The sequence below is a fragment of the Betaproteobacteria bacterium genome (genome assembly GCA_009693245.1).
In the GTDB taxonomy this organism is placed as follows: domain Bacteria; phylum Pseudomonadota; class Gammaproteobacteria; order Burkholderiales; family SHXO01; genus SHXO01.
Genome location: SHXO01000003.1, coordinates 1 through 25,731, shown reverse-complemented (window position 1 = coordinate 25,731; position 25,731 = coordinate 1). Strand labels below are relative to the sequence as shown.

The following is a 25,731-nucleotide window of genomic DNA, read 5'->3' as shown; positions in this document are numbered from 1 at the left end:
CGCGGGGGATGGTTGGGGTGGGGGTCTCAAGCGAACAGCCAAGGTTGCGAGGATTTGTGCTTCGCTTCGAAAGCCTCGATTTCGTCGCGATGCTTCAAGGTGAGCCAGATTTCGTCCAAGCCTTCCAGCAAGCAATGTTTGCGGAAGGGATCGATATCGAAGTTGTATTCGGCACCGCCCGGCGTGCGCACCGTTTGGCTCGCCAAGTCGACCACCAGCTTGTAGCCGGGGAAGCCTTCCACTTCGCGAAAGAGCTGATCCACGGCCTTGGCTTCCAGCACCACCGGCAGCAATCCGTTCTTGAAGGAGTTGTTGAAAAAGATGTCGGCGTAACTGGGCGCGATCACCGTGCGGAAACCGAAATCCATCAGCGCCCACGGGGCGTGCTCGCGCGAGGAACCGCAAGCGAAATTTTCCCGCGCCAGCAAAATTTGCGCGCCCTTGTAACGCGCCAGGTTCAGCACGAAGTTGGGATTGAGCGGCCGCTTGCTGTTGTCCATCCCGGGTTCACCGTGATTCATGTAGCGCCACTCGTCGAACAGATTGGGGCCGAACCCGGTGCGCTTGATGGACTTCAAGAATTGCTTGGGGATGATGGCATCGGTGTCCACGTTGGCGCGGTCGAGCGGCGCCACCAAACCTTCCAGCCGAAGGAATTTGTCCATGCTAAATTTTCCGTACGTCCACAAAACGGCCAGCGATCGCGGCCGCCGCGGCCATGGCCGGGCTAACCAAATGGGTGCGGCCGCCCGCGCCCTGGCGCCCTTCGAAATTGCGGTTGGAGGTGGAGGCACAACGCTCCCCCGGCTCCAGCCGGTCGTCGTTCATGGCGAGGCACATGGAACACCCCGGCTCGCGCCAATCGAAACCGGCGGCGCGAAAGATCTTGTCCAAGCCTTCCGCTTCCGCCTGGCGCTTCACCGGGCCGGAGCCTGGCACCACCATGGCGAGTTTCACGCTGGCGGCGACCGTGCGGCCCTTGGCTATTTCCGCTGCCGAGCGCAGGTCCTCGATGCGGGAGTTGGTGCATGAGCCAATGAACACCTTGTCGATCTTGATCTGCTCGATGGGCGTGTTGGGATGCAAGCCCATGTATTGCAGCGCGCGCTCGATGGAAACGCGCTTGGTGGGGTCAGCTTCCCTGGCCGGATCGGGCACCTGCCCGCCGACATTCGTCACCATCTCGGGCGAGGTTCCCCAAGTCACTTGCGGTTGAATGGCGGCGCCATCCAAGGTCACCACGCGGTCGTATTTCGCCCCGTCATCGGTATGTAACCCGCGCCAATAGGCCGTTGCCTTATCCCACAGATCGCCCTTGGGCGCGAAGGTGCGCCCGCGCAGATACTCCGCGGTCTTGTCGTCCACCGCCACCATGCCTGCACGCGCGCCCGCTTCGATGGCCATATTGCATAGAGTCATGCGGCCTTCCATGGACAGGCCGCGAATGGCGCTGCCCGCGAACTCGATGGCGTGGCCCGTGCCGCCCGCCGTCCCGATCTTGCCGATCACCGCGAGGACCACGTCCTTGGCGGTGATCCCGCGCCCCAGGCGCCCTTCCACCAGCACCAGCATGGTTTTGGCTTTCTTCATCACCAAGCACTGCGTGGCCATGACATGCTCGACTTCCGAGGTGCCGATGCCGAAAGCCAAACAGGCGAAGGCTCCGTGCGTACTCGTATGCGAATCGCCGCACACCACGGTCATGCCCGGCAAAGTCGCGCCTTGCTCCGGCCCGATCACATGCACGATGCCTTGGCGGCTATCGAGAAAAGGAAAATACGCCTTGGCGCCGAAGGCCGCGATATTGGCATCCAGAGTTTCCACCTGCGTGCGGGAAATGGGATCGCGAATTCCCTGGTCCCAGTCCTTGGTGGGCGTGTTGTGGTCCGCCGTGGCCACGATGGAATCCACGCGCCAAGGTTTGCGGCCCGCCAGCCGCAGCCCTTCGTAGGCCTGCGGGCTGGTCACCTCGTGCACGAGATGGCGGTCGATGTAGATAAGGGCCGTGCCGTCCGGTTCCTGGCGAACCAGATGGCTATCCCAAAGTTTGTCGTAGAGGGTGCGTGCGCTCATGATTGGAAGCTCTAAACGAGCGAAGGATTATTGCATAGGGGCACGCGGTGATCCCTCGCTAACCTGCAGTCTTCGGCCACCACCTCAAGATGAGCCCCAGCGCCACCAGGGCCGCCAGTGAACCTAGGCTGAAAGTCGCCGCCGGTCCCACGTGCTCCCAGGCAAAACCGCTGAACAAACCGCCAAGCGTACCGCCCACGCCGAAGCCAATGCTCGTGTACAGCGCCTGGCCGCGCGCCTGGTAGCCCTCCTTGAATTTACCGTGAATGGCCGCCAAGACCGAGGCGTGGAAGATGCCAAAGGTAGCCCCGTGGAGCAACTGCGCTACCCACGCCACACCGGGCACATCGACGAACCAACCGATGAAGATGAAGCGCACCACGGCGCAGGCCAGCGCAAAGGAAATCAAATCCTTGATGGCGAAGCGCCGGTAGAGGCGATGGATCGTATAGAACACACCCACTTCCGCCATGACGCCGATGGCCCACAGCCAGCCCACGGTGCTCTTGCTGAAACCGTGGTCCACCAGGTGGATGGAGAAGAAGGTGTGATAAGGCCCGTGCGCCAAGGCCATGAGAAAACACGCCGTGAAAAGCGCGATGATTTCGGGCTGTTTCAGCAAATCCGTGATGGGCGGCTTGGGCCCCGTGGAAGCGTGCGCATGATCGGGTGGCAGCAGAAAACTCGACCACGCGATGCCGGCGAATATCGCCAGCAGCACCCAGAGCACCGCGGAGATGGGTACCCACTCGAAGAAATAACCCAAGCCGACAACAGCCATCACATAGCTGAAAGATCCCCACACCCGGATGCGGCCGTAGCGTCCCAAGCGCCCGCGCAAATGCGAGAAAGTGCTGGCCTCAACCAACGGCAAGATTCCGCACCAGAAAATGTTGAGTACCAGCATGGACGCCAGCAACCAAGTAAAGGTCGTACCCCACATCACCAGCGCAAAGGTCACGACAGTGCCCACGGCGCTGATGCGCGTAAGACTCACTCTTTCGCCGCGGTGGTCGGCCAGCCAGGCCCACACGTTGGGGCCCACCGCTCGCACGAGGGGATTGGTGGAGAGCAACACGCCGATATCGGCGGCGCTCAATCCCAGAGACTTGAGATACAGCGGAAAGAAGGGCTGAAAAGCCCCGATCAACAGAAAATAAACGAAATAGAAACCGGAAAGCCTGGCGGCGGTTTGCCTACTGTCCACCGTGGATTAGTCCCTTACAGGTTCGCCGGTACCGAAATTGGAGAACACTTCGCGCCACAAGTGTCTGGTTTATGGGATCAACAATGGGCTGTCCCCTTGTTCCTCGCGGGAGATAAACAAGGGGGTGCTCCCCTTGTTCGTAACACGTACTTTGCCGAAGCGATCGCGACCATTTGGTTCCAGCTATGCCGGTTCAGACCTCTTCGGCTTCGAAGGCGCCTAACATTTCCGATGTTACCCAGGCCGCGAGTTCCTGGTCTTCCTCTCCCCGGCTAGCGTGCAACTCCTGTTGTGCGAGCAGCACGGGGGCAATGTCCTCGTCGTCCATGTCCGAGCGCGGGAGCTGGCCTTCCAGCAAACGAGCGCCTCGGTCCGCGTCGCCCTCGCTGGCCGCCTTGCGCGCGGCGAATGCGAAGGTGCGTGGCAAGGCGTCTCCCGCATCGAGCGCCGCGCGCAAGCGCTCTTGCGCCTCGCGTTCGCGCCCCCGCATGGCATGCAACAGCAAGATGATGCGGTGATCGAGCACGAGCTGGTCGCGCCGCAGCGTGGCTTGCCCCAGCCACTGTTCGAGCTTGGCCAACCCTTGGCGTAGACCGGCATGTTCGGTCGCAAATACCGCCCTAACGTAGTCGCCGATGGCTTCATCCGGCAATTCCTTGAGTGCTCTTCGCGGTTTGACCATGGGGACTTCCACGTGAAGCTCTCTTTGTTCGCCACGCAGAAATATCTTCACTTGCGAATCGCGTTCGATTTTGCCCGCGAAGTACAACCCGCGCAAAGCCTCGATGCGCTCGCCGTCCGCGCCAAATGAATAGGTCACGAATGCGCCCAGCGCTTCTTCGGCGTGAGAGTCATCATGGTCCGCGCGCCCGGCCAACTCCTCGCGCACGATAGCCCTGAACAAAGGATCGCTCAAGCGCAGCATTCGGCTCAGGTAAATGGAATGCGCATGGATCTGCGTTTCAAGAACGGAAGGATCCTGAAGAACCACCTCCGCGCCACCGGCCTCCTGGAGGCTTTTCTCGATCGCTTTCGCGTGCAAGGCGGGAAAGGCATCCCCCATCAATTCCAGCCAGGCAGGTTCCGTGGATTTCTTCGCCTTGGCGTTAGCCAAATTGATGTGATACAGGCGGTGTTGAGGGTTGTCCGCGATCGCCTCCTCCCAGAGAGATTGCGCCTTGGCCCGGTCCCCCGTTTGCATGAAAGCGACTGCTGCCGCGTGCTTCGCCCGCGCCACCACGTCACGGCGGTAGTCCTTATACAAATCCCGCGAGAACGCGTTGAAGCAATTCTTGGCGGCCTCGAAATCCTCCAGCAAATCCAGCGTTTCTAGTTGCGCGGCTAATTCATCAGGGGCGCGCGCCGCCACCGTCCTGAGCTTCTCGCCCGCCACGCGTGCCCGTTCCAGCTCTCCGCTGTACAGTAGGGCGCGCACAAGAGTGCGTGCGGCATGGGTGGTGTTGGGGTCCGAGTCCCAAGCGGACTGCGCGATCTCGATGGCCTCGGGCATTTTTCCTTGGTCGAACAACACGGCGGCGAGATTGGTGCGCGGAACCGGATGCGCGGTTTGCTCCAGTTGCGCGCGCGCGGCGTCGAGGCGCTCCGTGATGAGATAAAGCAAACCCAAATCGGAGTGCAAGCCTTCCGCGCCATCGAGTTGCGAATACTTGGCCTTGGTGGAGGCGATCATGCCGAGAGCCTCCTCGGTCCGCACGCTATCGCTAGCGCCCAGCGCTTCCAAACGTTCGTGCGCGCCATAGGCGAGGAATCCCAAACCGAGTTCGCTCGCCAAGGTGTACAAGAGCCCCCACGCACGCTGGCTATTGGCTTGCGCCTGCGTCCACTCATGGGCGATGAGGGTGGCTAGCGCGATCTCGCCGGTGGCCGCCAGCGCTTGAATGCGCAGGGCACGCAACCGGGTGTGTTCGGGAAACTCCGCGGCCAGGCGCTCCGCCTTGGCGGACGCTTCATTGAAGCGCTCCTCGTCTAGCAGCCGCTCGATGGAATCGAGCTGCGCGGTCTGCGGCCCGCTTGTGCCGGCGCGCGATTTATTTTTCTTGATCACAGGAGGAGTTCTATAAAAATACCGCGCTAGGGCGCGGAAGGGATTCGCGGCGTGGCATTGTCCACGTCGGCGTTCTGCGCACGGTGGCGTAGCGCGTGATCCATCAACACGATGGCCAGCATCGCCTCCGCGATGGGCGTGGCGCGGATCCCCACGCATGGATCGTGACGTCCCAGGGTTTCCACGATCGTGGGATTGCCTTGCTTGTCGACCGAACGCCGTGGCACGCGAATGCTGGACGTGGGCTTGATGGCAATGTTGACGACGATGTCCTGCCCGGAGGAAATTCCGCCAAGTATCCCGCCCGCGTTGTTGGAAAGATAACCCCCGGGCGTCATCTCGTCGCCGTGTTGAGAACCGCGCTGGCTCACGCTGGCGAAGCCCGCGCCGATTTCCACGCCCTTCACCGCGTTGATGTTCATCATGGCGTAGGCGATGTCCGCGTCGAGTTTGTCGTACACCGGCTCGCCCCAGCCCGGCGGTACATTGTGCGCCACGGCCGTGATCTTGGCACCCACGGAATCGCCCTCGCGGCGCAATTCATCCATGACGGATTCCAATTGGGACACATAGCCCTCGTCGGCCACGAAGAAGGGATTGCGATTCACCACATCCCAGCTCTTGAAGGGAATTTCAATGCTGCCCAACTGGCTCATGTAACCGCGTACGATCACACCGTACCGCTCACGCAACCATTTCTTGGCAATGGCTCCCGCCGCGACCCGAACCGCGGTTTCGCGCGCCGATTGCCGGCCGCCACCGCGATGATCCCGGATGCCGTACTTCATCCAATAGGTGTAGTCCGCATGCCCAGGGCGGAAAGTATCCTTGATGGTTTCGTAATCCTTGCTGCGCGCATCGACATTGCGGATGAGCAGGCCAATGGAGGTGCCCGTGGTCTTGCCCTCGAACACGCCGGAAAGAATTTCCACCGTATCGGATTCTTGCCGCTGTGTCACGTGGCGCGAGGTGCCAGGGCGGCGGCGGTCCAATTCCGGCTGAATGTCCGCCTCGCTCAGCACCAATCCCGGCGGGCAACCATCCACCACGCAACCCACGGCGGGGCCGTGACTCTCACCGAAAGATGTGACGCAGAAAAGTTTGCCGAGGGTGTTGCCGGACATGAAAACGGCGCCGCGAAGCGGGCACGACGAATGGAGCCCAAAGTCTAACATGCGATAGACTCACCATCATGCGCCCATACCTTGACCTCATGCAACGCATCCTCGGCGAAGGGGTGCGAAAATCCGACCGCACCGGCACCGGTACCTTGAGCATTTTTGGCCCGCAAATGCGCTTCGATCTGTCGCAAGGCTTTCCGCTGGTGACCACCAAGAAATTGCATCTCAAGTCCATCATCCACGAGTTGCTGTGGTTCTTGAAGGGCGACACCAACATCGCCTACCTCAAGGAACACGGGGTGAGCATCTGGGACGAATGGGCGGATGACAAGGGCGATCTCGGGCCCGTCTATGGTTATCAGTGGCGCTCCTGGCCCGCGCCAGATGGCAGCCACATCGATCAGATCTCGGATTTGATCGCGCAGATCAAACGCAATCCGGATTCGCGCCGTCTCATGGTCTGCGCCTGGAACGTGGCGGACATCCCCAGGATGAAGCTGGCGCCTTGTCACGCCCTGTTCCAGTTTTACGTGGCGGGCGGCAAACTCTCCTGCCAGCTCTACCAGCGCAGCGCGGATTTCTTCCTCGGCGTGCCTTTCAATATCGCCTCTTACGCGTTACTCACCTTGATGGTGGCCCAGGTGTGCGATCTGGAACCAGGCGAGTTCGTGCACACCATGGGCGACACGCATCTGTACCTGAACCACTTGCGGCAAGCGCGCGAACAGTTGTCGCGCACCCCGCGCCCGCTCCCTCGCATGCGATTGAATCCCGAGGTGAAGGATATTCTTGGGTTCCGCTACGAGGATTTCACGCTGGAAGGGTATGAGCCGCACGCCGCCATCCGGGCGCCCGTGGCCGTATGAGGGGGGAGGGAGGAGAGGGGAGGGAGGAGAAACAGCCGCGCGTATCCATCATCGTGGCCATGGACCGAGGGCGCGTGATCGGCAAGGATAATCGCCTGCCTTGGCACATCTCTGAGGATTTGAAGCGTTTCAAGGCGCTCACCATGGGCCACCCCATCATCATGGGCCGCAAAACCTTCGAGTCCATCGGCCGGGTGCTACCTGGGCGTGAGAATATCGTCGTCACCAGGAAAGCCTCGTATGCGGTGCCCGCCGGCGTCAAGACCGCGAACTCGCTGGAGGCGGCCATCGCGTTGGCGAGCGGTGAAGAGGAAGTTTTCGTGATCGGCGGCCGCGAAATTTATGACCAGGCTTTGCCCATGGCGCATCGTCTCCACGTTACGCTCGTTGAAGGTCACTTCGAGGGCGATACCCACTTCCCTAGCATCGATGCGAGCCTGTGGCGGGAAATTGCTCGCGAGCAACGCTCTTTGTGCGGCGAAGGTTACGACGGCTATGCGTTTGTAACCTATATGCGCCATGGTTAAGAATTGGTTTTCTCCGTGCCTCTGTGTCTCTGTGGTGAAGGTTTTCTCAAATCCTTACGCCGCGCGCACACAATCGACGAAGTACTCGGTCGTGCCATTCTTTTTCAGCTTCACCAAGCCGTGAATGTCGGTCTCGAATCCCTGGAACTTGGCGTTGTACTCGCGCGCGAACTTCAGGTAATTCACGATCTTGGCGTTGATGCGCTCGCCTGGAATCAGGAGCGGTATACCGGGCGGATACGGCGTGAGCAGAACGGCCGACACGCGCCCGTCCAGATCATCCACCGGCACGCGATCGATGGTGCTGTGGGCCATGTGTGCGTAGGCGTGCGCGGGAATGAGCACCGGCTCCATCTCGGAAAGATACATCTGCGTGGTCAAGCGCGCGATGTCGTAGGCCTTGTAGACCGAGTGGATGGCATCGCATAATTCGCGCAGGCCCATTTTTTCGTACTGCGGTTGCGCGCGGATGAACTCCGGCAACACTCGCCATAGGGGCTGGTTCTGGTCGTAGTCGTCCTTGAATTGCTGCAATTCGGTGACCATCGTGTTCCAGCGGCCCTTGGTGATGCCGATGGTGAACATGATGAAGAACGAATACAGACCGGTCTTCTCGACGATGATGCCATGCTCGGCCAGGTACTTCGTCACCACGCAGGCAGGAGTGCCGGGGTCCGTGAACGAGCCATTCAGGTTAAGTCCCGGTGTGATGACGGTGGCTTTGATCGGGTCGAGCATATTGAATCCCGGCGCGATCTCGCCGAATCCGTGCCATTTGTCGCCGGTCTTCAGCATCCAATCTTCTCGGTCGCCTATACCCAGTTCGGCTAGGTCGTCTGGCCCCCACACGCGAAACCACCAGTCGTCCCCGTACTCGGCACCGACCTTGCGCATCGCACGGCGAAAATCGATGGCCTCGGCGAGGGATTCCTCAACCAGCGCGGTACCCCCAGGGGGTTCCATCATCGCCGCGGCGACATCGCACGAAGCGATGATGGCGTACTGCGGGGAAGTCGAGGTGTGCATCAAATACGCCTCGTTGAACATGAAACGGTCCAGTTTTTCGTTCTCCGAATCCTGGATCAGAATTTGAGAAGCCTGCGACAACCCCGCCAGGAGCTTATGCGTCGAATGCGTGGCGAAGATCATCGAATGCTCGTTGGGGGCGCGGCCGTTCTTTACCCCTCCGATGGCATGCATGTCCTTGTAGAACTCGTGGAACGCCGCGTGCGGCAGCCATGCTTCGTCGAAGTGCATCGTATCGACCTTGCCATCGAGTAAGGCTTTCAGCGTCTCGACGTTGTAGACGACGCCGTCGTAGGTGCTCTGCGTCAGCGTCAGGATGCGCGGCTTACCCTCCGTGCCCTTGATCAGCGGATTGGCGGCGATTTTTCTCTGGATCGATTCGGGTGTGAATTCTTCGAGCGGGATCGGCCCAATAATGCCGAAATGGTTGCGCGTGGGCATCAGGAACACGGGAATGGCGCCCGTCATCGTGATGGCGTGCAAAACCGACTTGTGGCAATTGCGGTCCACCACCACGATGTCGCCGGGGGCGACCACGTAGTGCCAGACAATCTTGTTGCTAGTCGAGGTCCCGTTGGTCACGAAAAACAAATTATCCGCGCCGAAGATACGCGCGGCGTTGCGTTCGCTCGCCGCCACCGGGCCGGTATGGTCGAGCAACTGGCCCAGTTCCTCCACCGCGTTACATACGTCCGCCCGCAGCAGATTTTCGCCGAAGAACTGGTGGAACATATGTCCCACTGGGCTTTTTAGAAACGCCACCCCGCCCGAGTGCCCCGGGCAATGCCATGAGTAGGAACTGTCTTGCGCATAGTGGGTCAGCGCCCGAAAAAAGGGAGGCGCCAGGCTATCCAGATAGTTCTTCGCCTCGCGCACTATATAGCGGGCGACAAACTCCGGAGTGTCCTCGAACATGTGAATGAAGCCGTGCAACTCGCGCAGCACGTCGTTGGGAATATGGCTCGAAGTGCGCGTCTCGCCATACAGGAAAATGGGAATATCGGTATTGCGCCGCCGGATCTCCTTCACGAAGGCACGCAGCGCGGCCACGGCGGGATCATCGCCATTGTTGGTGGCGGCGAATTCCTCGTCGTCTATGGAAAGGATGAACGCCGAGGCCTTGCTTTGCTGTTGCGCGAAACTGGAAAGGTCGCCGTAGCTGGTGGCGCCTATGACCTCGACATTCTCGGCCTCGATGGCCTTGGCCAAGGCCCGAATCCCCAAACCACTGGTGTTCTCGGAACGGAAGTCCTCGTCGATGACGACGATCGGAAAACGAAACCGCATGGGAGTCCGGTTGGCTAGGAAAAGGCGCGGATTATCAACCCAAAGCGGGCATTGATAAATGAGAATTTTGGAGATGGTCTATATTGTCTTACAACGCAAGCAGCGCGGACGAGGGACTAATGACCACTCTGAAGGCCATGATGGGTGACATCAAATTTCATTCAAGCGCCCGGTTCCCTCTCCGAAATTACCTTCTGCTGCTTCTCGAAGGAAGATCTCTCGCTGTACGAGGGGCTCCTTAACGGGTAAGTACCACTGTCCCATCACGGAGAAACCTCATGACCAAGGCCCTTGCCACCATGCTTCTCTTAACGCTCTCTGGCTGCGGCCTGGAAACCGCCACCACCGCCGCCACGGTTGGTGCCGCCAAGAAGCAGGAGGCGGAACAGGGAAAGAAAACCATGGAACAAGCCCAACAGAAAATCGGCCATGCCATGGCTCAAACCCAGCAACGGGCCAAGGACGCGGATGCGGGAGAGCGCTAGCCGAGCATGCTGTTGCCGATGCCCCGAATGGATCTTCTACTGCATCATCGGGCCAAAATTCGCCGGCAATGCCTGCCGCACGCATTCGCGTTTAGGGATCGATCCGAACACTTCCACCCGGCCCGCTCCGGTGGCTAGATATACCTTGCCATTGGCCACGGTAGGCGGCACAAACTCCGATCCCGCGACCAAGGCATCGCCTTCGCAATAACTGCTGTCCCATATCTTCGCCAGTTGCCCTGGGGCCGCCGCATCCGGCGATGCCTTGAAGGCCATGAGTTTGGCCGGGCCGCTCATGGAGTTGTGCTTGGCGGCCCACACGATGGCGGATGAGGGCTCGCCACCATGAGCGGAGAGCGCGAGAATCCCGCCAGGGTGATGGTCGATGTAGTCCTCGCTGCGCGCCAGGGCTGGACAATCGTGGGACGTCGTGGGCGCGGGATTGTTCTGGTCGCAGCCTTCGAACGCATCCGAGACCGCATAACTTCTTAGGGTATCGTTCTCGCGCCACACAAACATGCGCGCGCCCCCTGCCTGGCCATGGCGGGCCCATAGCACGGGGCCGCCGAGGATATGGCGGTAATACTCGTTGGGCCGGAGCGGAATGGGTGCCACCTGAAAGCTCTGGAGCGCGCGCGCGGCTATGCAATTTCTCCCCAGCGATGGCTGGCAAGGTTCCGTGGTTGGTTTTATATCCAGTAGATACATGACGCCTTGCTTGCCCCCGCCGGCCAGCCGTGAGGTACCGGGAATGAGCAAGGGCCCGGAGCCCCCCAAATCCAGGTCGTTGTATTCGAGGCCGTTGACCCCGGAGGCGTTCCAATTCTCCGGCCGGTACCATCCCACCAGATCCAGTGCCGGGGTGAGCGCGATCAAGGAATCGTGCGTATCGAATTGGCGCTCGTCGCGCGCTTGGTTCGCGTGGCAGGCATCGTGGCCACGGCACACGCCAGCGGAGCGGTTTACCTTGCAAGTACATTCTTGCGGCCCGGCGCACTGCGAGCACGCATTATTGCTGGGCAGTATCTTGCAGCCATCCTTGATGACGTGCTGCTTGTTGCCGGTGAAGAAGTAGACGGTTCCGTCGTCTCCGACGACAGGTCCGCGTCCCGATTGCCAGATGCCGCCACCGGGTCCCAAGAGGATGCAGTGAGCGTCCAAATAATCGATTTTTGAAATGGCGCTCACACGGCTCGCGCAAATCGTGCAAAAGGCGCGGGGCGCGGCTTGCAGGTCATTTTTGTCGTAGGAGAAGACCCAACCCTCGAAGAAATCTCCGCCGAAGGCCACGATAAGTCTTCCTTGCGCGATGGCGAGCGCGGCACGCTGAACGGCGATGCGCTTGTTGGTGGGATGAAAAGGCACGACGGTGGAATCGATTTTCACCGAACCTTGGATCAACGCGGGGCCGAAGTGTTTCTCCGCGCCGCTGCCAAGGTCCAAGGCGTGCAAGACGAACTTGCCCTCGGAACCATCCATGAAACCGGTGACCACATAAATCGAGCTGGTGCCGCGATCGATGACCGGCGTGCTCAGAATTCCGCTCACCATAGCTGCGCGCCCACCGGGCAATTGCGCAAAGGTGCGCTTCCACAGCAGTACCTTGCCCTCGCCTTGCGTATCGAAGGCAAATACCGAATTATTGGCGGTGGCGATGTAGACCACGTCGCGCGCGCCCTGCCCGGGTATTTCAACGCCAGTCGCGATCAAGGGCTGGCTGAAGACCGGGCCATCAACCGGATAGCTGAACAAGCGGCCAAAAGTTTCCGGAGAGACATTGGCCGTGTCGAGCATGGACTCTTCCAGATTCGCGCCGCTTCGGTGGTTGTCGTAGTTGTTGGTCAAGACATCCACGGCCCCCGAGCGGGAGCCGTGGATCGATATTGCCAGCAATAGCAGCCGCGCAAACAACAAGGGCTGTTACGCCTTCTCCGGCTTACGAATGCGGATGTGCAGTTCGCGCAATTGCCGTTCGTCCACTTCGTTGGGCGCCTGCGTGAGCAAGCATTGTGCGCGCTGGGTTTTCGGGAAGGCGATGACGTCACGGATGGAAGTCGCGCCAGTCATCAAGGTCACGATGCGGTCCAATCCGAACGCGAGACCGCCATGGGGCGGCGCGCCGTATTGCAGGGCATCCAATAAGAAGCCGAATTTCTTGCGCTGCTCCTCGGGCCCGATGTTGAGCGCGCTGAATACACGCGCTTGCACTTCTTGCCGGTGAATACGCACGGACCCCCCGCCGATCTCCCAGCCGTTTAGCACCATGTCGTAACCCTTGGAGATGGCCTTGCCTGGATCGGATTCGAGATAAGCCTCGTGGCCGTCTTGCGGCGAGGTGAAGGGGTGGTGCAAGGCATCCCAGCGTTTTTCTTCCTCGTTCCACTCGAACATGGGAAAGTCCGTGACCCACAAGGGCCGCCATTCCTTCACCGCGAGGCCCTTCTCGTGGCCGATCTTCACGCGCAAGGCGCCCAGGGATTCGTTCACCACCTTGGCCTTGTCCGCGCCGAAGAAAATCACATCGCCATCATGCGCGCCGGTGCGTTCGATGATCGTTTTGAGCACGGCATCGGAGAGATTCTTGACGATGGGCGATTGCAAGCCCTCACGGCCCTTGGCCACCTCATTCACCTTGATATAGGCCAATCCCTTGGCGCCGTGGATGGCGACGAATTGAGTGAACCCGTCGATCTCGCCGCGCGTGAGGAGGTTGCCACCGCCGGGAATGCGCAGCGCCGCCACGCGCCCGCCCGCCATGTTGGCGGCGTTGTTGAACACCTTGAACTCCACCTCCTTCATGGCATCGGTGAGTTCCGTGATCTCCAGGGACACTCGCAAGTCCGGCTTGTCGGAACCGTACTTGGCCATGGCATCGGCGTAGGTCATGCGCGGAAAGGGGTGCGGCAATTGCACGCCGATGGTTTCCTTGAACACCACGCCCACCATCTCTTCCATGATGGCGGTGATCTCGGGCACGCCGAGGAAGGAGGTCTCGATATCGATCTGCGTGAATTCGGGCTGGCGGTCCGCGCGCAGATCTTCGTCGCGAAAACACTTCGTGATTTGATAGTACCGGTCGAAGCCCGCGATCATGAGCAATTGCTTGAACAACTGGGGCGACTGCGGCAGGGCGAAGAACTCGCCGGGATGCACGCGGCTTGGCACCAGATAGTCGCGCGCGCCCTCGGGCGTGGAACGCGTGAGCATCGGCGTTTCGATGTCGATGAAGCCCTTCTCGTCGAGAAACTTGCGCACAGCCAGCGCCACCTTGTAACGCAAGCGCAAATTGCGCTGCATGTCGGGGCGGCGCAAATCGAGCACGCGGTGCTCCAGGCGCACGTTCTCGTTGAGATTCTCGTCGTCGATCTGGAAAGGCACGGGAAGCGATGGATTCAAGATGGCGATGTCCTTCGCCAGCACCTCGATCTCGCCGCTACGCAAGTTGGGGTTGACGGTTCCCCCGGGCCGGGGACGCACGCGGCCGGTGATCTGCATTACGTATTCGCTACGCGCGCGGTCGGCGGTGGCGAAAGCTTCCTTCGTATCGGGATCGCACACCACCTGCACCAGCCCTTCACGGTCGCGCAAATCGATGAAGATGACGCCACCGTGATCGCGGCGGCGGTGCACCCAGCCATATAGCGTTACGGTTTGGCCGAGGTAGGCCCGGTCGATGAAACCACAATAATTAGTGCGCATGAAAACTTCTTGTTCTAAAAATTAAGCCCGTCCCCAATGGGGCGGGCAATGAAGGAAAGGTCTGTTGCCTAGAGCGCGATTGTATGGCTTCGCGGCGCTTGCGATTGAGCGTGCGCCCCTGCCACGCCCATGGAGACGATGTATTTGAGCGCTTCGTCCACTTTCATATCGAGTTCCACCGTATCGGCCTTGGGCACGATAATCATGTAACCCGACGTTGGATTGGGCGTGGTGGGAACGAATACACTGACATGTCCCGCCCCGAGGCGGCGCGTGATTTCATGCCCCGGCGCCCCCGTGAGAAAACCCACGGTCCACGAATCCTTGTGGGGAAAACGCACCAGCACCGCCTTGCGAAAAGCCTCGCCCTTGCTGGAGAAAATCGTATCGGACACTTGCTTCACGCTGGTGTAGATGGTTTTCACCACGGGAATCCGGGCCAGCAGGCTCTCCCAAAATTCCACCAGCCGCTGGCCAAGAATGTTGGCCGCGAGCATGCCCGTCAAGAAAATCACGAGCAGGGTGAGTATCACCCCGAAGCCGGGAACATGCACGCCAATCCATGTGGAGGGCCGCCAAGCCTCGGGCAAAAGCAGCAGGCTCTGGTCCATGGTGGTGACAACCAGACTCAGAACCCACATGGTAATAACCAGGGGGATCCAAATCAGCAACCCGGTGATGAGGTACTTCTTCACCCGGTCATGTCACTCGGAGGTTGAGCTTCCCGCCGCGGGCGCGGGCGCGGACGCCGCCGGCGCTTTGCTGGAGGAGTCCGTGGATGATTTGTCCGGGGCCTTGCCCTCTGAACTGGACTTGGCACCCGAGTCGCCGGAGCCATTGTCCGAAGACTTGCTCTTCTCGGCGGGCTTGGCGCCGCTGTTCTTGAAATCGGTGGCGTACCAGCCGGAACCCTTCAATTGAAACCCGGCGGCGGTGACTTGCTTGGCGAGCGCGTGCTTACCGCAACTCGCGCACTCTGTGGCGGGAGGATCGGAGAGCTTCTGGAGAATGTCTCGCGTTACTCCGCAAGCGGTACAACGGTATTCGTATATCGGCATCTGGAACCTCGGTTGAAACTTGCTGCAATCGAAACGGGGCGCAACAAAGAATGGGGCGTGACCAAAAATGATCAAAAGCTTTATATCATTGATTACTCATGAAAAGTATACCCTAGAGAGACTTCCCTCCAGGCTAATTTAGGTACGGCCCTGGAAATTCCAACCGAATTCGGTGCCCGCCCTCTGTCATACTCGCGAATCCGTCACCTACTTCATAGGAGGAGTTCATGCTCTACGAAATGCGTATCTATCATGCGGTCCCCGGCCGGTTGCCCGATCTGAATAACCGCTTCGCCAACATCACGCTCAAGATGTGGGAAAAGCACGGCATCAAGCAGGTGGGCTTTTGGACCGTTGCCGTGGGGCCCAGCAACAACGCGCTCTACTACATCCTGGAATGGGAGAGCATGGCGGACCGCGAGCGTAAGTGGAATGTGTTCGCCACCGACCCCGCTTGGCTCAGCGCGCGCGCGGAGACCGAGAAGAATGGCCCCTTGGTGGAGCACATAGAGAATATGTTCCTCGCGCCGACCGCCTATTCGAAGATGAAGTAAGCCGGATGCCGCGGCGATTGCGCCACGGCATCCGGCTTTACAGCGATTCCTTGATGAGCCGCCGGTTGGCTGGTTGCAACGGACGGGCGTTGGCTTCGTACAAATGGTCGAAGGCGGCGATCTGGGAGCGCGAGACCTGCATGGGGTTCTTCATCACCAGCCACAACACGCCCTCTGTGCAAGGGGGCGTCGTCAGCGACCCCATGAAAGTGTAGTAAGAACGGTCGGCGGGCAGCAATTGGGCAGCATCTATCTTCACGTTCGGCGGCCCGCCTTCCTTACCCTGTTGTAGCGGCAGATGCGTCCAAAGTGTCTGTATCAGCGGATTGGGGGCGCCGTTTCGCAGCATCACCGCCACCACGGCCAGTTGCCCGGTCCCGTTCTTGTGCGTTAGGTGCGCCACCATGTCGAAGGCCAAGCCCGCGATGCGCTCCTCCGAGGGCTTGTGGAAGTGAAACTCCGTAAGGGTGTATTTTTCTCCACTCACGGTGATCGAGCTGCCCTCGGCGTAATTGACCTGCACCGTGTGGCCATTATCCAAAATCCGTAGCTGGCTGGGCTTGTAATCGAACTCGACGGGCTCCAGACTGAGCCGGATGCCATCCTTGATGTCGATGGGCGATTGGTACTTTCCGCTTGCGCAGGCGGCGAACTCCGAGCTGAGCTTCCCCCAGTTCTGCGGGCCATTGTTGCCCTGGTAGTCCCAATCAGTCTTGCCGAAAAAGGTCCCGCAGCCAGCCAATAGCTCTGGAAGAGCAAGGCAAAGCGCAAGCCTAAAGAAGCGCATATTCATCTCCAGCCCCAGTCGTAACGAACAATGGATTTTTCACATAAATTATTATCACTATTCGCATCAATAATAATTAATAAATGTACAATAATTATACCCTCGCGCCACGCGATCCTCGGCAAATTCCTTCGCTTTCGCCGCTGCCCCGCTGTGGGTGGCGAATTCGTAAATCAAGCCGCGATCGGGATCTGAAACAACCCGCCACAATGGTTTTACCAGCGGGCGGGGGGGCAAAGGTGTGCTTGGCTTGTCCTCGGCGGCCGCTTCGCCGTCTTCGCAGTTGTCGCACTCTTCGTCGTGTTTGGATTTCTTCTCGGCCACCGCCACCTTCTCGGACTTGCTCTGCTCATTGGCAGGGCTACCGGCCTCATGCTCGCTCTCGGCGGCCTCTGCACGACCGGCCGAGGGCGCTTCTTCTTCCTTCGCGGCCTTGGCCTTGGCAACCAGCATGGGCTTGGCGCGTTTGCTCGCCGGCTTGGAGGGCGACTTGGCGGGGAGCTTGGACTTCGCGTGTTCAGGTTGTGGCTCATCGTGGCCCGTCCCATCGCTGGCCGGTTCGGCATTCGCGGGCTCGGCCAAGGGATCGTCTTTCCCCTCCTTCGCCAGTGCGGCGCTGGGTTTGCCCGTGGGCTTCTGCCCATCCGCAGCCGTGGCCTTCGCCGCCGGCCCCTTCTGCGCCACCGTCTCCTTGGCTGCCTTGCATGCCTGATCGTAAACACGCTCTTGCAACGTGCCGGGGACGATGTCCTTGGCCATTTCGAGGCCTTCGAGCAATTGGTCCTTGATGGGTTCGCCTTGCTCGTTGACGTAGGTGCGCCGGATCAATAGGGCGGAACGCTTGCCGCATTCATAGCTGTAGAGGTAGCGTACAGCGCGAAAGGGCGGATCTCCCAAGGGCAAAGGTTGGTCCTCGCCGTAGACTTGGCGGCTCCAGGCGCGCACCGTCTGCCCCTTTCGGGTGAGGCTGCCGGAGTCGATTTCCACCACGGATTCGCCGTTACGGGCAACTGTGGACCAAGACGCAGCAATGGCAAACCCGGCCCAGAAACTGGCCAGAAGGACAAAGGACAGGGGCATGGCTCGCATGGATTTCGCAATATTCGTGGGCACAGCCCGAGTTATCGGCAGGCACTTGCTTCGGTTTAGCGTTGCCGCCCGCGCGCGCGATTGCGTAGAATCGGGGACCGGAAATAAACTTCAGGAATCGATGATGGACGAGAAGCTGGTTTACAACGTCAACGTCGCGGCGCAGGAAGTACTGCCCACACCCGACGAGATCAAGCTCAAGCTGCCTTTGACCGAGCGCGCCGAGCGCGTGGTACTGGAGGGGCGCGCGGCGGTGGAACGCATTCTAGACCGCGAGGATCACCGCTTGATGGTAGTCGTGGGCCCGTGCTCCATCCACGATACCGTGGCAGCCATGGACTACGCCCAGAAATTGAAGAAGGTGTCGGATCAAGTATCCGGCACGCTTCTCGTCATTATGCGAGTCTATTTCGAGAAGCCGCGTACCACCGTGGGCTGGAAGGGCTTGATCAACGATCCTCACATGAACGATTCCTTCGATATCGCCGAAGGCTTGCTGCGCGCCCGCAAACTGCTCCTCGACATCGCCGAGCTGGGCTTGCCCACGGGCACCGAGGCGCTGGACCCCATCTCCCCGCAATATCTGGGGGATCTCATTTCCTGGAGCGCCATCGGCGCGCGCACCACGGAATCCCAGACTCACCGCGAAATGGCAAGCGGCCTTTCCACGCCCGTGGGCTTCAAGAACGGCACCGACGGCGGCCTGCAAGTGGCCATCAACGCGCTTTTATCCGTATCGAGCCCGCACAGTTTCCTGGGCATCAACAAATCCGGCCAGGTCTCCGTCATGCGCACCAAGGGCAATGCCTACGGGCACATCGTCTTGCGCGGCGGTAGCAAGGGCCCCAACTACGATTCAGTCACCATTGCCGTCGTAGAAAAAGATCTGGCCAAGAACAAGCTGGCGCCCAACATCATGGTGGATTGCAGCCATGCCAATTCCAACAAGGATGCCGCCCTGCAACCCCTGGTGATGAACGACGTGGCCCACCAGATCATCGACGGTAACCAATCCATCGTCGGCACCATGCTGGAAAGCCACATCAATTTCGGCAATCAATCCATTCCATCCGACTTGTCGAAGCTGAAGTACGGCGTTTCCGTCACGGATGCCTGCATCGATTGGCCCACCACGGAGAAGCTGTTGCTCGACACGCGCAACAAGCTAAAGGATGCATTGCCCAAGCGGGTACCGCGCTTGGCCGAAGTCCGCCGCATCAACGGATAGCTCGTTGCCCTAGGCACAAGAAACCTCACCACGGAGGCACAGAGGCACAGAGAAAACCGGGATCTCATGCAAATTTGCAGCACGAGAACGACGGAAACTCGCCAAATTTTCGTATCTCTCTGTGTCTCTGTGCCTCTGAGGTTCAACTGCTTTGCAATCAATAAAAACTGGAGGCCCCGATGTTCCCGAACCGGCTGCTCACACTCATTCTCGCGGCTTGGCTGTTATACCTGCCCGCCTTCGCCGCACCGCTGCCCGAAGCCACGCCGGAATCCACGGGCATGTCCTCGGAGCGCTTGCAGCGCCTCACCCAGGTGATGCAAAAGGCCATCGATAAGGACGACTTACCCGGTGTCGTGGTCATGCTGGCGCGAAATGGCAAGCTGGTCTACAGCAAGGGCTTCGGTATGCAGGACAAGGCCAGAGCCGTCCCCATGCGCACCGATTCCATCTTCCGCGCCTATTCCATGACCAAGCCCGTCGTCAGCGTGGCGGCGATGATCCTCGTGGAAGAAGGCAAACTCACCTTGCAGGAGCCCATTTCAAAGTACCTGCCTGAGTTCAAGGAGATGAAGGTGGGCGTGGAAACCACCGACCCCGCCACCGGCAAGATGACCTTCAGCACCGTGCCGGCCAAGCGGCCCATCACCGTGCAGGATTTGCTGCGCCACACTTCGGGCATGCCTTACGGCGTGTTCACGCCCGTGCGCTACCACGTGCAGAATATGTACAAGGAAGCGAACTTGTTCTCCCCCACGCTCACGCTCGACGCCTTTTCCAAAGCCGTCGCGCAATTACCCCTGTGCTTCGAGCCGGGAACGTCATGGGAGTATGGTCATTCCAGCGATATTCTGGGGCGCGTCGTGGAAGTAGCCTCGGGGCAATCCTTGGATGTGTTCTTGCAGGAGCGAATTTTCGCGCCGCTGAAGATGACCGATACGGCCTTTCACGTGCCGCCGGAAAAGCAATCACGTATCGCGCAGCCGCAAATAGATCCCGCCACCGGAAAAGCCGCCGAGTTGCTCGACGTCACCAAGCCCCCGGCCATGTTCGCCGGCGGCCATGGCCTCGTCTCCACCGCGGGAGACTATCTACGCTTCGCGCAAATGCTCGCCAACGGCGGTGAATTGGAAGGCGCCCGCATCCTGGGACCGAAGACCGTGGCCTACATGGCCTCGGACCACGTGGGCGACAAAATCAGCCAAGGTAGCTTCTTCATTCCCGGTCCGGGCTACGGCTTTGGCCTGGGCTTTGGCGTGCGCAAGGACACGGGCCTATCTCAATGGCCGAGCAGCGTGGGCGAATTCAATTGGGGCGGTTACGCGGGCACGGCATTCTGGGTCGATCCCAAGGAACAACTCGTGCCTGTGATGATGATGCAATCGCCCGAGCAGCGCGTGCAGTACAGGATTTTATTCAGAAGCCTCGTGTACCAGAGCCTGATGAAGTAGGTCAGGACTTGAAACCGGTGCGCCGGTGAGTGCCATCGCAGAACGGTTTTTTCTCCGACGCACCACAGCGGCACAATGCTGTGTCCGTGCCACGCCATGCGATGCGCCCGTCAGCACCGGCAATCTCGAAGGGGCCCGAACATTTCAACGGACCATCCTCTCTTAGGGTCACTTTGAGGGCTGCGCCGGCGGCCGCGGGCCCAAGCTCCCCCGCGACTGGCAGACCTTCATCCAGAAAACCCGTCCCTTTGTGGCTGCCATCGCAGTAGGGCTTATTGCCGGAAGCCCCGCAGCGGCACAGCCACAGCTCCGCCGCGCTCTTCAATAATTTGCCCTGGGCATCGGACACCTCGATGGCGCCAGTGCAATGTAGCGAACCGTTCATGGTCAAGGTTACTTTGTTCATGGTGCTCCTCGTGGGTGGATGGCGCTATTGAGCTACCCATCCACCGTCCACTGACATCGTGGATCCGGTGATGGACGCGGCATCCTCGGAGGCTAAGAATGCCGCAAGGGCGGCGACCTCTTCGATCTTTACAAAAGACTTGTTAGGCTGGCGTTCGAGCATCATCTTGGCGGCGGCGTCTCGCTCCAGACCATGGGCAGCCGCTTGATCGGCGATTTGTTTCTCCACCAGGGGCGTCAACACGAAGCCAGGGCAGATGGCGTTACAGGTAATGCCCATGCCCGCCGTCTCCAGGGCCACGGTCTTGGTCAGCCCCACCAATCCGTGTTTGGCGGCGATATACGCCGATTTGTTCGGCGAGGCCACCAGACCATGGGCCGAGGCGATGTTGATGATCCGTCCCCACCCTGTTTTTTTCATGGACGGCAACGCCGCCTTGATGGCGTGAAAGGCGGAGCTTAGATTGATGGCGAGGATGGCATCCCATTTGTCTTCGGGAAACTCGTCCACGGGCGCCACATGCTGAATACCTGCGTTGTTCACCAAGACACCGATCGCGCCGAAGCGGGCGGTGGCATCGGCCACCATGGCTCGAACTTGGGGCGCCTGAGTCATGTCGGCACCGTGATAATGCGCGCGCACTCCGTGCCCGCGCTCAAGCGAAGCTCGCATGGATTCAATCTGCGCCGATTGTCCAAAACCATTCAGCACGACATTACACCCGCGCGCGGCGAGCGCCTGCGCGATTCCCCAACCAATGCCGCTGGTCGAACCCGTAACCAGCGCTGTCTTTCCCTTCAACATGCCCACTCCGCCCTTACTCGGTCAAAGGCAGAGTCTAACAAGTTCAGGTTCCCGTTCGCCTCGAGGGCTCGTACTCGAATTCGAGCTGGCTTGCGGGCTTGGCCGGGCCATTCGTATTAGGCGAGCCTGTAATATCGCTCAGATATCCCAGCAAGGAATCTTCTCCTCCCCACTGGGAATTGCACTGCAAGCACGCAGCGGCGTCCTTGGATACAAAAAGTTGGCCGCATTTCATACAGAAATATGCCACGTAACTTCCTCCGCAAATCGAAAAAAAGTGCGCACATCCATATTTTTTCTACCGCCCATTCTCCGCCTTCACGTTGCCCCTGTGCATGCGGGAGATTTCTCGAATTGTGATCCCTTTTAATGCGGTTTGCATAGCCCTAATGAAAAATGAACTTCACCAGTTTGATTTTTGCAACTTATTTTCCAACTTAGGACGCGCCTTTTGACTGCACTGAATCACCGGCTCTGCACGGCACCCATGATGGATTGGTCCGACCGGCATTGCCGCTACTATTTCCGCCAGTTGGCTCCTCACGCAGTGGTCTTCACCGAGATGGTGCCCACGGGCGCCTTGCTACACGGCGATATCGCGCGCCACTTGGATTTTCGCGGCGAAGAACATCCTGTCGCGTTGCAGTTGGGCGGCAGCGAACCGGTTGATCTCGCCCACTGCGCGAAACTGGGCGAGCAATGGGGGTACGACGAAGTCAACTTGAACTGCGGGTGCCCGTCCGAACGCGTGCAACGCGGCGCCTTCGGCGCATGCCTCATGGCCGAACCCACGCTGGTGGCTGATTGCGTCAAGGCCATGTGCGATTCTGTGAGCGTTCCGGTGAGCGTCAAACACCGGCTTGGCATCGACCACATCGAAGCTTACGAATTCGTGCGGGATTTCGTGGGCACAGTGGCCGCCGCCGGTTGCCGAACGTTCATTGTTCACGCCCGCAACGCCGTGTTGAAGGGCTTGAGCCCCAAGGACAACCGCAGCGTGCCGCCGCTCAAGTACGATTACGTCTACCGCCTCAAGCGCGAGTTTCCGGAGTTGGAGATCGTCATCAACGGCGGGCTCGATACACTGGCCAGCGCACAGCAGCACCTAGCCGGCGTGGATGGTGTCATGCTGGGGCGGGCGGCCTATCATCATTCTTTTTTGCTGGCGCGACTGGACAGTTTGCTATTTCCCTCATCTGCCAAGTTACCCACGCGCGACGAGGTGCTGGAGAACATGCTGAGTTACGCGGACGAAGAACGCGCCCTGGGCACGCCCTTGCGCGCCATTACGCGCCATCTGTTGGGGCTCTATCACGGCCAGCCCGGCGCGCGGAACATTCGCCGGCTCATGTCGGATAGCTCGCTGTTGGCGAAAAATAGTGTAACCGCGCTGCGGCATGCGATAAGCGAATTTTCCGAGTTGCACGATACCGCGGCGGCAGCGCCCTAGCCTTGAGGAAATAATCCATGCGAATCGCCATCGGGGGTTTTCAGCACGAAACCAACACCTTCGCTCCCAGTAAAGCCACCTTCGAGGAGTTCATGCGCGGAGGAGGCTGGCCGCCGTTGCTCCAAGGCCCGGACCTATTCGACGGCGTGGCTGGTATCAATTTGCCCATCGCCGGATTCATCGAGGCGGTGAAAGCCACGTCCCACCAACTCATTCCCACCGCGTGGGCCGCCGCCAGCCCGTCCGCCCATGTCACCGAGGATGCCTTCGAGCGCATCGCTGCCATCATCATCGAAAGACTCCAGGGCGCCGGCGCCGTGGACGCCGTCTACCTGGACCTTCACGGCGCGATGGTGGCGGAGCATATGCAAGATGGCGAAGGCGAACTCCTGGCGCGCGTGCGCGCGGTCGTGGGCGACAAAACACCCGTCGTCGCAAGCTTGGATCTGCACGCGAACGTCACGCGCAAGATGCTTCGCCTGGCCGATGTGCTCATCGCCTATCGCACCTATCCGCACACCGACATGGCGGAAACGGGCGCGCGCGCCGCGCACTATCTCATGCGCCTCCTGGATGGCATGGCACGTCCCGCCCTCGCCAGCCGCCGCGTGCCGTTTCTGATCCCGCTGCAAGCGCAGTCCACCATGCTCGAACCCACGAAGTCCATCTACGCCGAACTCGCCAAGATGGAGGGCAAGGGAATCGTATCGCTCTCTTTCACGCCCGGATTTCCCGCCGCCGACTTTCCCGAATGCGGCCCGCGCGTATTTGTCTACGGGGAGAACCATTCGCGCGCGCAAGAATCCGCGGACACTTTGCTGCGCTTGGTGGAAGAAAGAGAGGCCGCTTTCGATAGCATCGTCTATTCGCCGGAGGACGGAGTCCGGCGGGCAATCGCCATCGCCTCCAATGCCACAAGGCCCGTCGTCATCGCCGATACGCAAGACAATCCTGGCGCTGGGGGCGACTCCGACACCATGGGGATGCTGCGGGCGCTGGTGGGCGCCAACGCACAAAACGCCGCGATCGGATTGATCGTGGATCACGCTGCCGCGCAAGCCGCCCACGCCGCGGGCCCAGGAAACTCCATCGAGATCGCGCTCGGGGGCAAATCCGGTATTCCCGGTGATGCGCCTTTGCCGGCGCGTTTTGAGGTAGAGCAATTGTCCGATGGCAAACTCACCTGCACCGGCCCCTTCTACCGAGGCGCGCGCATGAACCTAGGGCCTTGCGCGCGGCTGCGCCTTGGCGGCGTGCAGATCGTCGTGGCGTCGAGCAAGGTTCAACTGGCGGACCAGCAGATGTACCGCTTCATCGGCATCGAACCCGCGCGGCAGGCTATCCTCGTGAATAAGAGTTCGGTGCATTTCCGCGCCGACTTCGCCCCCATCGCCCATGAAATCCTGGTGTGCAAAGCCCCTGGCCCCATGCTGGCCGACCCCAGCGAGTATCCTTGGCGCAATCTGCGCGAAGGTATCAGGCTCAAGCCGCAAGGAAAGGCCTTCGCGCGCTGAGGCCGCACATGCCAGCGGAATGAAGGCTTACAATAGCCCCGCGTTAGTTTGACGCGGCCGGGACATACCGCTACCTGATTGCGCACTTAGAACTCAATCTTGAGTAATAGGCCTCGCCGCTGGCGCATCATTGCGAGCCTCGCGGTGTTTTTCTCCATCAACCTTGCATGGCTGGGAAGCACAGTCGTATCAGGCGCCGAAACCGCTAACAGCGCCAAGCCCTCCCGAGCCGAGGTAATGAAGCGCAAGCCACACAAGCCTCTTCCCAGCGCCAAAGCCGTCACGAAAGCAGCCAAAGGCAAGGCCGGGCCAGCGCCAAAATTGTCTTCGGCCAAGACACTCGCCACCAAGGAAGCCAAGAAACCGGTTCGGCCCGCGCGCCTGCTGCCTGTGCGTGCCCCAGCCTCCGCTCCAGTTCAAATCGCGGGGCCTACCGCCATCCCGGCGAACATTGCAGCGCCGGTTAAGAAAGCGCCGTCCCTACTGTGGTCCGCATTGGCCGCGGCGGTCATCCTCGCCGGTGCGGAATTTCTATGGCGCCGCCGGCGTCATGCGAAGGCTCATGAGCAGCCGGCGGAGTTCATCGAACCGGTATTCAACCTTGATGCGAGCGACCTCGCCAGCCTGCGATACGACGGTACGCCTGCCAGCCTACCGCCGCGCAAAACGCCATTACGCTGGCGCCTCACGCGCGAAGCCGATGCGGACGCTTGGCGGCTGGCGGCAGTGGAACCGGCTTTCTAAAAGGCGGCAGATACCGAGACGCGGAAGCGCCGCCCGGGGTTGGTGAAACCCACGAACTCTTCGTATTTCTCGCCGAACACGTTGTCAATGGCGGCGCTCGCGGTGAACTGCTTCCACCGGGTCGATTTGTTGTGCCGTGGAGGTGGCAGGCAAGACAAATAAAAACAACGCAACGATCGCTAGTTTCATACTCGGCTAAAAAAGCAGCGGCTACAAAGTGGCAAGGTAATCTCCCCCTATCCGAGGGAACTTTAGCGTTGGGCCGGCAAGTAGTCAACAACCATGCATAG

23 protein-coding genes are annotated in these 25,731 nt (G+C 60.1%); 9 read left to right on the top strand and 14 right to left on the bottom strand.

From position 1 onward, the window contains the following. Positions 1 to 26 precede the first annotated feature (26 nt). From leuD to EXR36_00765, 5 genes are all read right to left on the bottom strand, one after another. Positions 27 to 665: a 3-isopropylmalate dehydratase small subunit gene (leuD, locus tag EXR36_00785; protein MSQ58215.1), complete on the bottom strand. Its 639-nt coding sequence runs from the start codon at positions 663 to 665 to the stop codon at positions 27 to 29. A 1-nt stretch (position 666) separates the two neighbouring features. After that, positions 667 to 2,073 carry a 3-isopropylmalate dehydratase large subunit gene (gene leuC, locus EXR36_00780; GenBank protein MSQ58214.1) on the bottom strand — a complete coding sequence of 469 codons (1,407 nt, stop codon included), beginning with the start codon at positions 2,071 to 2,073 and terminating at the stop codon, positions 667 to 669. Positions 2,074 to 2,131: 58 nt separating this feature from the next. Further along, a complete protein-coding gene (locus EXR36_00775) occupies positions 2,132 to 3,280 on the bottom strand; it encodes an MFS transporter (GenBank protein MSQ58213.1) in 1,149 nt (382 codons plus the stop codon). 193 nt (positions 3,281 to 3,473) lie between these two features. Continuing rightward, the gene (locus EXR36_00770; GenBank protein MSQ58212.1) at positions 3,474 to 5,345 is read right to left on the bottom strand and encodes a tetratricopeptide repeat protein; all 1,872 of its coding nucleotides are present in this window, start codon (positions 5,343 to 5,345) and stop codon (positions 3,474 to 3,476) included. A 26-nt stretch (positions 5,346 to 5,371) separates the two neighbouring features. Continuing rightward, entirely contained in the window at positions 5,372 to 6,469 is a 1,098-nt protein-coding gene (locus tag EXR36_00765) for a chorismate synthase (protein MSQ58211.1), read from the bottom strand. A 68-nt stretch (positions 6,470 to 6,537) separates the two neighbouring features. Here EXR36_00765 and EXR36_00760 point away from each other — a divergent pair, with 68 nt between their 5' ends. Continuing rightward, positions 6,538 to 7,332, top strand: coding sequence for a thymidylate synthase (locus EXR36_00760; GenBank protein ID MSQ58210.1), 795 nt, complete (start codon positions 6,538 to 6,540; stop codon positions 7,330 to 7,332). After that, complete coding sequence (locus EXR36_00755; protein MSQ58209.1) at positions 7,329 to 7,859, top strand: dihydrofolate reductase; 531 nt, start codon at positions 7,329 to 7,331, stop codon at positions 7,857 to 7,859. Before EXR36_00760 ends, EXR36_00755 begins: the two co-directional genes overlap by 4 nt. 54 nt (positions 7,860 to 7,913) lie before the next feature. Here the strand turns inward: EXR36_00755 and EXR36_00750 are convergent, their stop codons facing one another. After that, positions 7,914 to 10,172, bottom strand: a complete 2,259-nt coding sequence (locus EXR36_00750) for a lysine decarboxylase (protein ID MSQ58208.1) — start codon at positions 10,170 to 10,172, stop codon at positions 7,914 to 7,916. Positions 10,173 to 10,450: 278 nt separating this feature from the next. On the opposite strand from EXR36_00750, the gene EXR36_00745 reads away from it, so the two are divergent. Next, positions 10,451 to 10,657, top strand: coding sequence for a hypothetical protein (locus tag EXR36_00745; GenBank protein ID MSQ58207.1), 207 nt, complete (start codon positions 10,451 to 10,453; stop codon positions 10,655 to 10,657). A 36-nt stretch (positions 10,658 to 10,693) separates the two neighbouring features. Here EXR36_00745 and EXR36_00740 read toward each other — a convergent pair whose 3' ends face one another. The 4 genes from EXR36_00740 to EXR36_00725 all read right to left on the bottom strand — a co-directional run bounded on the left by EXR36_00740 (position 10,694) and on the right by EXR36_00725 (position 15,414). Next, a complete protein-coding gene (locus EXR36_00740) occupies positions 10,694 to 12,571 on the bottom strand; it encodes a hypothetical protein (protein MSQ58206.1) in 1,878 nt (625 codons plus the stop codon). A 6-nt stretch (positions 12,572 to 12,577) separates the two neighbouring features. Further along, positions 12,578 to 14,356, bottom strand: coding sequence for an aspartate--tRNA ligase (aspS, locus tag EXR36_00735; protein MSQ58205.1), 1,779 nt, complete (start codon positions 14,354 to 14,356; stop codon positions 12,578 to 12,580). 68 nt (positions 14,357 to 14,424) lie between these two features. After that, entirely contained in the window at positions 14,425 to 15,051 is a 627-nt protein-coding gene (locus EXR36_00730; GenBank protein MSQ58204.1) for a DUF502 domain-containing protein, read from the bottom strand. Positions 15,052 to 15,060: 9 nt separating this feature from the next. Further along, positions 15,061 to 15,414 carry a zinc ribbon domain-containing protein gene (locus EXR36_00725; GenBank protein ID MSQ58203.1) on the bottom strand — a complete coding sequence of 118 codons (354 nt, stop codon included), beginning with the start codon at positions 15,412 to 15,414 and terminating at the stop codon, positions 15,061 to 15,063. 227 nt (positions 15,415 to 15,641) lie between these two features. Here EXR36_00725 and EXR36_00720 point away from each other — a divergent pair, with 227 nt between their 5' ends. After that, on the top strand, positions 15,642 to 15,968 hold the full coding sequence (locus EXR36_00720) for an NIPSNAP family protein (protein MSQ58202.1): 327 nt from the start codon (positions 15,642 to 15,644) through the stop codon (positions 15,966 to 15,968). 37 nt (positions 15,969 to 16,005) lie between these two features. Here EXR36_00720 and EXR36_00715 read toward each other — a convergent pair whose 3' ends face one another. Continuing rightward, entirely contained in the window at positions 16,006 to 16,761 is a 756-nt protein-coding gene (locus EXR36_00715; GenBank protein ID MSQ58201.1) for a carbonic anhydrase family protein, read from the bottom strand. A gap of 60 nt (positions 16,762 to 16,821) precedes the next feature. Further along, positions 16,822 to 17,868: a hypothetical protein gene (locus tag EXR36_00710; protein MSQ58200.1), complete on the bottom strand. Its 1,047-nt coding sequence runs from the start codon at positions 17,866 to 17,868 to the stop codon at positions 16,822 to 16,824. Positions 17,869 to 17,968: 100 nt separating this feature from the next. Here EXR36_00710 and EXR36_00705 point away from each other — a divergent pair, with 100 nt between their 5' ends. Together EXR36_00705 and EXR36_00700 are read left to right on the top strand one after the other, a co-directional pair. After that, complete coding sequence (locus EXR36_00705) at positions 17,969 to 19,072, top strand: 3-deoxy-7-phosphoheptulonate synthase (GenBank protein MSQ58199.1); 1,104 nt, start codon at positions 17,969 to 17,971, stop codon at positions 19,070 to 19,072. Between the two features lie 179 nt (positions 19,073 to 19,251). After that, complete coding sequence (locus tag EXR36_00700; GenBank protein ID MSQ58198.1) at positions 19,252 to 20,523, top strand: class A beta-lactamase-related serine hydrolase; 1,272 nt, start codon at positions 19,252 to 19,254, stop codon at positions 20,521 to 20,523. Between the two features lies 1 nt (position 20,524). Here the strand turns inward: EXR36_00700 and EXR36_00695 are convergent, their stop codons facing one another. Beyond that, entirely contained in the window at positions 20,525 to 20,929 is a 405-nt protein-coding gene (locus tag EXR36_00695) for a CDGSH iron-sulfur domain-containing protein (protein MSQ58197.1), read from the bottom strand. 24 nt (positions 20,930 to 20,953) lie between these two features. Then, positions 20,954 to 21,733 carry a 3-hydroxybutyrate dehydrogenase gene (locus EXR36_00690; GenBank protein MSQ58196.1) on the bottom strand — a complete coding sequence of 260 codons (780 nt, stop codon included), beginning with the start codon at positions 21,731 to 21,733 and terminating at the stop codon, positions 20,954 to 20,956. A 487-nt stretch (positions 21,734 to 22,220) separates the two neighbouring features. Here EXR36_00690 and dusA point away from each other — a divergent pair, with 487 nt between their 5' ends. The 3 genes from dusA to EXR36_00675 all read left to right on the top strand — a co-directional run bounded on the left by dusA (position 22,221) and on the right by EXR36_00675 (position 25,441). Then, positions 22,221 to 23,183, top strand: coding sequence for a tRNA dihydrouridine(20/20a) synthase DusA (dusA, locus tag EXR36_00685; protein MSQ58195.1), 963 nt, complete (start codon positions 22,221 to 22,223; stop codon positions 23,181 to 23,183). A 17-nt stretch (positions 23,184 to 23,200) separates the two neighbouring features. Then, on the top strand, positions 23,201 to 24,697 hold the full coding sequence (locus EXR36_00680; protein ID MSQ58194.1) for a M81 family peptidase: 1,497 nt from the start codon (positions 23,201 to 23,203) through the stop codon (positions 24,695 to 24,697). A 99-nt stretch (positions 24,698 to 24,796) separates the two neighbouring features. Further along, complete coding sequence (locus EXR36_00675) at positions 24,797 to 25,441, top strand: hypothetical protein (GenBank protein ID MSQ58193.1); 645 nt, start codon at positions 24,797 to 24,799, stop codon at positions 25,439 to 25,441. Positions 25,442 to 25,731 lie beyond the last annotated feature (290 nt).

Coding starts and splice junctions, on each gene's coding strand:
- aspS (MSQ58205.1), bottom strand. CDS start 14,356: ATGCGCACTAATTATTGTGGTTTCATCGACCGGGCCTACCTCGGCCAA.
- EXR36_00760 (MSQ58210.1), top strand. CDS start 6,538: ATGCGCCCATACCTTGACCTCATGCAACGCATCCTCGGCGAAGGGGTG.
- leuC (MSQ58214.1), bottom strand. CDS start 2,073: ATGAGCGCACGCACCCTCTACGACAAACTTTGGGATAGCCATCTGGTT.
- EXR36_00720 (MSQ58202.1), top strand. CDS start 15,642: ATGCTCTACGAAATGCGTATCTATCATGCGGTCCCCGGCCGGTTGCCC.
- EXR36_00725 (MSQ58203.1), bottom strand. CDS start 15,414: ATGCCGATATACGAATACCGTTGTACCGCTTGCGGAGTAACGCGAGAC.
- EXR36_00745 (MSQ58207.1), top strand. CDS start 10,451: ATGACCAAGGCCCTTGCCACCATGCTTCTCTTAACGCTCTCTGGCTGC.
- dusA (MSQ58195.1), top strand. CDS start 22,221: ATGATGGATTGGTCCGACCGGCATTGCCGCTACTATTTCCGCCAGTTG.
- EXR36_00750 (MSQ58208.1), bottom strand. CDS start 10,172: ATGCGGTTTCGTTTTCCGATCGTCGTCATCGACGAGGACTTCCGTTCC.
- EXR36_00705 (MSQ58199.1), top strand. CDS start 17,969: ATGGACGAGAAGCTGGTTTACAACGTCAACGTCGCGGCGCAGGAAGTA.
- EXR36_00765 (MSQ58211.1), bottom strand. CDS start 6,469: ATGTCCGGCAACACCCTCGGCAAACTTTTCTGCGTCACATCTTTCGGT.
- leuD (MSQ58215.1), bottom strand. CDS start 665: ATGGACAAATTCCTTCGGCTGGAAGGTTTGGTGGCGCCGCTCGACCGC.
- EXR36_00695 (MSQ58197.1), bottom strand. CDS start 20,929: ATGAACAAAGTAACCTTGACCATGAACGGTTCGCTACATTGCACTGGC.
- EXR36_00680 (MSQ58194.1), top strand. CDS start 23,201: ATGCGAATCGCCATCGGGGGTTTTCAGCACGAAACCAACACCTTCGCT.
- EXR36_00700 (MSQ58198.1), top strand. CDS start 19,252: ATGTTCCCGAACCGGCTGCTCACACTCATTCTCGCGGCTTGGCTGTTA.
- EXR36_00690 (MSQ58196.1), bottom strand. CDS start 21,733: ATGTTGAAGGGAAAGACAGCGCTGGTTACGGGTTCGACCAGCGGCATT.
- EXR36_00715 (MSQ58201.1), bottom strand. CDS start 16,761: ATGAATATGCGCTTCTTTAGGCTTGCGCTTTGCCTTGCTCTTCCAGAG.
- EXR36_00755 (MSQ58209.1), top strand. CDS start 7,329: ATGAGGGGGGAGGGAGGAGAGGGGAGGGAGGAGAAACAGCCGCGCGTA.